We start from the raw sequence: 8,010 nt of genomic DNA, 5'->3' as shown, positions 1-8,010 counted from the left end.
GGGGTTTTGGTTTGATGCATCGGGGTGCCCGTCTGCGTCGCATCCTGGCGATGGCTGTCATCCTGCTGGGAATGCTTGCGGGCCTGGGCGTCGCATCCGCCCAGGCGGATGCTCCTGTCCTCACCGGGGGGGGGGGTCGTCAGACCCCTCGCGTAGCTGAGCAAACCCCCGGCATTTCCCCCAGCAGCACTCCAGAAACTCCGCTATCCTCGCCATCGCCGATACAAGCCGCCACACCGTTAAGCCCGACAGCAAATCCGGGAACCCCGTCACCGACGACGGGAACACCCGGCAGCGCAGGCTCCGCCCAGGCCAAGCCAGCCGAAAAGAGGGATGGTCAGGCTTCGCACATAGTGCGTTTCGACCCGGCCGACGGCGGCAAGCCCACCCAGGCGACTGTGAAGACCGGCACCCTCGCCGCTCCCCCGCAACAGAACCCTGCGCGTGATGGTTTCCTGTTTGACGGATGGACGCTTGACGGCCAGCCTTTCGACTTGCAGACCCCCATCATCCAGGACATGACACTGAAAGCCCAATGGTCGAAGACCACGGACTGGACGCTGAGCCCGGACCACGGGCCCGTCTCCGGCGCCCGGCTGACCATCAGCCCGCCCGACAGGCAGGAACCTCAGTTCGCCAGCATCCAAACGGCAGGCGGCCAGATCCTCGGCCTGACCGGCGACGGCCGCATCTACACCTGGACGCAGGACAGCACGCCCAAGCAGGTTCCCTCCCCCGCCCAGGCCCCCGACGGGTTCCGCTACCTGCAGGCCGCAGCCGGCAGCCGGTCGCAGGCCGCCCTCGGATCCGACCAGCGGATATACACCTGGAACAGCAGACAAACAACGCCCACCATCCTCGACACCGGCAAGGATGCCGGGTTCACCAGCATCAGCATGGACAATGACCTCCTGCTGGCGGTGGACCGGCAGGGACAGGTCCACGCCTATCAGGCCAGCAAGGCCGACAGCCAGAATCAGAACCCGAAATTCTTGGAGCAGGCCGCAGCCAGCCTGCCCGGGCAAGCGCAGGCCGTCACCGCCGTCGCCTCCGACAGCCAGGCGCTCATCGTGGACGCGGACGGGCAAGCCTGGACCTGGGAGATGAGCAACCTCGGGAAAGCCAAGCCCGAACGCGTCAAGCAGCAGCCGGGCATGCGCACCGTCCAAGCCCAGGCCCTCAACCAGGGGTTCCTCCTCCTGGACGCGGACGGGCAGGCCCGGTACCTGCCAGACGGCACTACCGCCATGATCCAGCTCAGCCTGCCGGACGGCGTGCAGGCCAGGTCGACTGCCGCCGACAAGGACCAGGCCGTCATCACTGATGCGGACGGCCACGTCTGGGCCTGGAAGCCTGGCGAAGCCCCCAAGCGCGCGGACGACGGGAGCCAGCAGTACGTGCGGGCCGCCGCTGCCGGCGGCAGGATCACCGCCGTCAGCAGGCAAGGAAGCATGCTCACATGGAGCATGGATGCCCGAGGCAACCCCGGCAAGCCAGCCAGGCTCGACACCGCCACAGCGCCCACCTTGGCATCAGCCAGCCTGGACGGCCAGCCACTCAACCTCAGCAAGACCGGCAGCGCCTGGCGGGCTGAAGCTCCTGCCCGCAAGCCCGGACAAGCCGCTATCCTTATCACTGGCAGGCAGGATGGGCAGCCTTTCGCCAGGAGCCTTGCGTACACGGTCGACCAGCCGCTGGCACGAGGCGCCGGACAACGATCCGCGTTCACGGTCCGCTTCGACACGGGCGGCGGAAACCCCATACCAGCGGACCAGACTGTCTCCGCCCCGTACGGGAGGGCGAAGCGCCCCTCCCCCGACCCTGTGCGGGAAGGCTTCCTGTTCGACGGCTGGTTCATTGGCGAGGTGGCCTATGATTTCAGCAGGCCCGTCGACAAGGACCTGACCCTGGCCGCCCACTGGACGCCGGCAGGCCGGAACACCAGGTGGAGCATCAGCCCTGATAAGGGCAGCCAGCTGGGCAGGGAACCCACGACCATCACCCCGCCAGACAGCGCCAGCCGGGGCATCAGATTCAGCCAGGTCAGCGCATCAACAAACGGCGGTTTTTCCTTGGCGGTGGGCAGCGACGGCAACGCCTACGCCTGGGGAAGGAACGGCAATGGCCAGCTCGGCGACGGGACGAGAGACGACAAGCATGCGCCGGTCATGGTGAGGACGCCCGACCGGAAGACGTACCCGGACCTGCCAGCGGATTTCACCTACGTGCAGGTCAGCGCCGGACAATATCATTCCCTGGCCGTGGGCAGCGACGGCAACGTTTACGCCTGGGGATGGAACAACTATGGCCAGCTCGGCGACGGGACAACCAGCAGCCGGTACACGCCGGTCAGGGTCAAGACGCCCGACCGCAGCACGTACCCGGACCTGCCAGCGGACTTCACCTACCTGCAGGTCAGCGCCGGAGCCTGGCATTCCCTGGCCGTGGGCAGCGACGGCAACGCCTACGCCTGGGGAAACAACTACTCTGGCCGGCTCGGCGACGGGACAAGCAGCAGCCGGCATGCGCCGGTCAGGGTGAAGACGCCCGACCGGAAGACCTACCCGGACCTGCCAGCGGACTTCACCTACCTGCAGGTCAGCGCCGGAGGCGAGCATTCCCTCGCCCTGGGCAGCGACGGCAACGCCTACGCCTGGGGAAACAACTACTCTGGCCGGCTCGGCGACGGGACAAGCAGCAGCCGGTACACGCCGGTCAGGGTGAAGACGCCCGACCGCAAGACATACCCGGACCTGCCAGCGGACTTCACCTACCTGCAGGTCAGCGCCGGATGGCAGCATTCCCTGGCCCTGGGCAGCGACGGCAACGCCTGGGCATGGGGAGACAACGGCAATGGCCAGCTCGGCAACAACAGCTACAGCTCTTCGTATGTTCCTGTGCGCGTGCGCGACCCCGCCAGCCCCACCGACACGAGCAAAGGGCTCAAAGCCGCACAGGTCAGCGCCGGAATCGATCATTCACTGGCCCTGGGCAGCGACGGCAACGCCTGGGCATGGGGAGACAACAGCAATGGCCAGCTCGGCGACGGCAGCACAGACAGCAAGTCGGCTCCTGTGCCGGTGTCGTTCAACCTGGCTCTGGTGATCACCGGCGTCAGATTCGACCAGACCCCCGTATCAGGCCTGACGCGCGGCGACGGCAGCAGCGTCACCGTGCTCACGCCTGCACACCAGCCGGGCACGGTCACCGTCAGCGTCGACTACACGCTGGGCGGCGCACCCCAAACGCCCGACACCTCCCTCAAGTACACGTACCTGCCAGCAGGCGTGCTCCCCCAGGCCGGCGGGGAGGGCATCCTGCTCGCCCTGGCCACGGGCATGACCGGCATGGGCGGGGTCCTGGCATCCCGCCGCCACCGGAGGGAACAACGCCAACTGTCACATGCTTCGCACGAGTAAGAGCGGCCGGGCGGCGTATCAATCCCCCCGCCCCCGGCCCACATAGGGGGAGCAGGGAGGAAACGTGTCAATCAAGGCTCAAACCCCAAGAGAGCCCGACACTTCCCTCCCGCGCCCCCACCACACTCCGTCCAGCCTGCAAAGTCTGGACGGCACATCAGGGGGGGGGGGGGGCAACCGCCACGGCGGGATGTGGGCATGCAACCACCCCGCCATGGCGGCCATCCCCGCCTGATCCTAGCCAGCCCCTTTCATGCAATTTCATAATTGCCCTAAGCAGCCGACTATGCCCAATCACTGCAATCACAGCCGTCGGGCGTTTGGATCCGGCTTGTGTGTTGCTTGTCAAACCGGTGGTATGGTGAAAAACAGGGGTAACGGGAAGACGGCTGGCTTCCGCCACAGTTCCTGCAATCCGGTGCAGGGTTGGCGTTGAAAGACAGGACGGCTTTCCGGCAAACAAGACGCTTTTAAGCGAGCCGCTGGCTCCGCTTGGTGTTGGTGAAGGGGTTTACGAGTCATGCATGTGGTTTCCCGTCTGCGTCGCGCGTTGGCGATGATGACCGTCCTGCTGGGCCTGCTGGCAGGCCTGGGCGTCGCATCCGCCCAAGCGGATACTCCTATACTCACCGGGGGGGGGGGGTCGTCAGACCCCTCGCGTAGCTAAGCAAACCCCCGGCATTCTCCCCAGCAACGCAAAAAACACTCCACTGCCCTCGCCATCACCGCTGACACCTTCCTCGCCACTGAGCTCCACGGCACCAAGCCCAAACACCCCGCAATCGCCAACAAGCAGTCCGGACAACACAGGATCCGCTTCAACCAAGCCATCCGATACCGATGATCACACTTCACACATAGTGCGCTTCGACCCAGCCGACGGGAACGCGCCTACTCAATCAACCGTGAAAACCGGCACGCTCGCCGCTCCCCCGCAACAGAACCCAGTGCGCGAGGGCTTCCGGTTCGACGGATGGACACACGACAACCAGCCTTTCGACTTCCAGACCCCCATCCTCCAGGACACCACCCTGAAAGCGCAATGGACGAAGATAACGGATTGGACGCTGAGCCCGGACCACGGGCCCGCCACCGGGGCGCGGCTGACCATCAACCCGCCCAGCCCGCAGGAACCCTGCTACGTCAGCATCCAAGCGGCAGGAGACCAGATTGTCGGCCTGACCGGCGACGGCCGCATCTACACCTGGACTCAAGGTGGCACACCCAAACAGGTTCCCTCCCCCGCGCAGACTCCTGCCGGGTTCCGCTACCTGCAGGCCGCAGCCGGCAGCCGCCGGTATGCCGCATTAGGATCCGACCAGCAGCTCTACACCTGGAACAGCCAACAAGCGACACCCGTGATCCTCGACACCAGCCAGAGCAGCAGGTTCACCAGCATCAGCATGAACAGCAATCGGCTCCTGGCCGTGGACCGGCAGGGACAGGTCCACGCCTTCCAAGACAGCCAGACCGGCAGCCAGAATCCGCACCAGAAGCCCGTCGAGCAAACCACAACCAAGCTGCCGGGGCAGGCGCAGGCCGTCCTCGCCGCAGCCTCCGCCAGACGGATCCTCGCCCTGGACGCAGACGGGCAAGCCTGGACCTGGGACAAGAACAACACCGGAAAAGCCGAACCCGCACGCATCAAACAGCAGCCCGGCATGCGCACCGTCCAAGCCCAAGCCCTCAACCAGGGGTTTCTCCTTCTGAACGCGGACGGGCAAGCCCGGTACCTGGCCAACACCGCAGCCGATTCCACTGCCGTCAAGCTGCCAGAAGGCATGAAAGCCAGCTCGGCCGCCACCAATAATGACCAGGCCATGATCGTCGGCAAAGGCGGCCGCCTCTGGGCCTGGCAGCCCGGCGAAGCGCCCATGCGCACGGACAACGGGAACCAGCAGTACGTGCAGGCAACAGCTACAGGCAACAGGATCATTGCTATCAGCAGGCAGGGCGACATATACAAATGGAGCCTGGACGAGCAGGGTCAGCCCGGCAAGCCAGCCAGACTCGACACCAGCACCGACCCCACCCTGGAATCAGCCAGCCTGAACAGCCAACCGCTCAAACTCAGCAAGACCAGCAGCATCTGGCAGGCGGAAATCCCCGGCCACAAGCCGGGACCAGCCACCATCACCATCACCGGCAGGCAGGACGGCCAGCCCTTCACCAGGAGTCTCAACTACACGGTCGACCAGCCGCTGACACGAGACGACCAGCAGGGCACCACCCACACCGTCACCTTCAATGCGGACGGAGGAAGCCCCGAACCCGCAGACCAGAGTGTTTCCTATCCTAACGGGAGGGTGCAAAGGCCCTCTCCAGATCCCGTGCGAGAAGGCTACCAGTTCGATGGATGGTTCATAGGCGAAGTCGCCTACGACTTCAGCAAGCCCGTCACCGAGAACCTCACCCTCACTGCACATTGGACATTTAAAGATCAGAACAACCAGTGGAAGATCAGCCCCGATAAGGGCAACCAGCTTGGCAACGAAACCATCACCATCACCCCGCCTGACACCAGTCGAGGCATACGATTCAACCAGGTCAGCGGATCAAAAGACACCACCTACGGTTTTTCTTTGGCGGTGGGCAGCGACGGGAACGCCTACGCCTGGGGATTAAACAACTATGGACAACTCGGCGACGGGACGAGAACCAACCGGACTACGCCGGTCATAGTGAAGAAGCCTGACCGCACGACGTATCCGGACCTGCCGGATGATTTCACATATGTACAGGTCAGTGCCGGAGGACGGCATTCGCTGGCCTTGGGCAGCGACGGATACGTATATGCCTGGGGAGACAATAGCAATGGCCGGCTCGGAAACAACACCACCAGCCCTTCGTATGCTCCGGTGCGCGTGCACGACCCCGGAAGCCCCACCGACGCGAGCAAAGGACTGCAGGCCATTCAAGTGAGCGCTGGGAGTAATCATTCGCTGGCCGTGGGCAGCGACGGATACGCCTACGCCTGGGGATTAAACAACTATGGCCAACTCGGTAACAACAGCTACAAAGATTCATATGCGCCTGTGCTCGTGCGCGACCCCAACAACTTTAGTGATGTAAGCAAAGGGCTGCAGGCCATACAGGTCAGCGGTGGTGACTCTCATTCACTGGCCGTGGGCAGCAACGGATACGCCTACGCCTGGGGATACAACAGCGATTATGGCCAGCTCGGCAACAACAGCTACCGTAATTCGTATGCTCCTGTACTCGTGCGCGACCCTAGCAGCCCCACCGACGCAAACAAAGGACTGAAAGCCGTACAGGTGAGCGCCGGAGTCGGTCATTCGCTGGCCGTGGGCAGCGACGGATACGCCTACGCCTGGGGATGGAACAGCTCTGGCCAGCTTGGCAACAACAAATCAAGAGATTCAACTTTCCCTGTTCAGGTACACAACCCGAACAGCCCCTCTGACTCGAGCAAAGGGCTGCAGGCCCTGCAGGTGAGCGCCGGATTCTATCATTCGCTGGCCGTGGGCAGCGACGGATACGCCTACGCCTGGGGAAGCGACAATAACGGCCAGCTCGGCGACAATAGCCGATACTCTTCCTATGCTCCTGCGCTCGTGCACGATTCCAGCAACGCAGATGATACAAGCAAAGGACTAAAAGCCGTACAGGTGAATGCCGGATTCTATCATTCGCTGGCCGTGGGCAGCGACGGATACGCCTACGCCTGGGGAGTCAACGGCTCTGGCCAGCTCGGAAACGGTGCCACCAGCCAGTCGAATGTTCCCGTACCGACGGTATTCAACCTGACACCGGTGATTAGTGCAGTCAGATTTGACCGCGACCCCTCAAAAGGACTGACATGCGGCGATAACAACAGCGTCACTGTGCTCACGCCTGAACACCAGCCTGGCAAAGTTATAGTCAGCGTTGATTACACGCAAGGCGGCGCAGGAAGCATTATGACCGATACTTCCCTCAGATATACATACCTGCCTGCAGGCGTGCTCCCTCGCGCCGGAGGGGAAGGCATCCTGCTGGCCCTGGCCACCGGCATGACCGGCATGAGCGGGGTCCTGGCCTCGCGCCGTCACAGGAGAGAACGGCACAGGCTATTGCATACTTCGCACGAGTAAGACAGGCCGGAGGCGGATCAAATCCCCCCCACCCCCGGCTTACAACGGGGGCGCACGGAGGAATGCCGCATTCAAGGCTCATCCCCAAGAGAGCCGGCACTCCTCTTGCGCCCCCACCACCACACTACTGTCGACTGCCGCGGTCAGGAATTGAGAGCAGATGCACGCCCCGCCTCTGCAATGGGAAGAAGGGAACTTGGGCAAACCGATCCAGCGGCACAGAACCCCAAGTCAGCTCGGCCTTCGTCCGTGCTCCCACTACTGGATAATTTGTAAACAAACGCTTTTCCTCAACCAAAAAATTCATTGTCATCGATGACTGACCCGGCTCGTGTGTGTTATCTGTAGGCTGGGTGGTAGGGTGACAAAAGGGGGATGTCGAGAAGACAACCTGCTTGTGTCAGGATTCGTGCAGTCTGTTGCACGTGCTGGTATTTAGCATTGGGTAACTTCCGACAGGAGAACGTTAAGGCTATAGGCAAGCGGTGTTTGCTCTG

Annotated in this window: 1 protein-coding gene and 1 pseudogene; both read left to right on the top strand. The window is 63.3% G+C overall.

The genetic code is table 11. The features are described 5' to 3' along the window. Positions 1-14 precede the first annotated feature (14 nt). On the top strand, positions 15-3,419 hold the full coding sequence (locus FPK30_RS05020; protein ID WP_144085579.1) for an InlB B-repeat-containing protein: 3,405 nt from the start codon (positions 15-17) through the stop codon (positions 3,417-3,419). A 520-nt stretch (positions 3,420-3,939) separates the two neighbouring features. Beyond that, positions 3,940-7,513, top strand: a pseudogene (locus FPK30_RS05015) (RCC1 domain-containing protein). Positions 7,514-8,010: the final 497 nt, after the last annotated feature.

Source organism: Bifidobacterium apousia (assembly GCF_007559275.1).
Classification (GTDB): Bacteria; Actinomycetota; Actinomycetes; order Actinomycetales; family Bifidobacteriaceae; genus Bombiscardovia; species Bombiscardovia apousia.
This window is presented reverse-complemented; position numbering and strand designations above follow the sequence as displayed.

Coding starts and splice junctions, on each gene's coding strand:
- FPK30_RS05020 (WP_144085579.1), top strand. CDS start 15: ATGCATCGGGGTGCCCGTCTGCGTCGCATCCTGGCGATGGCTGTCATC.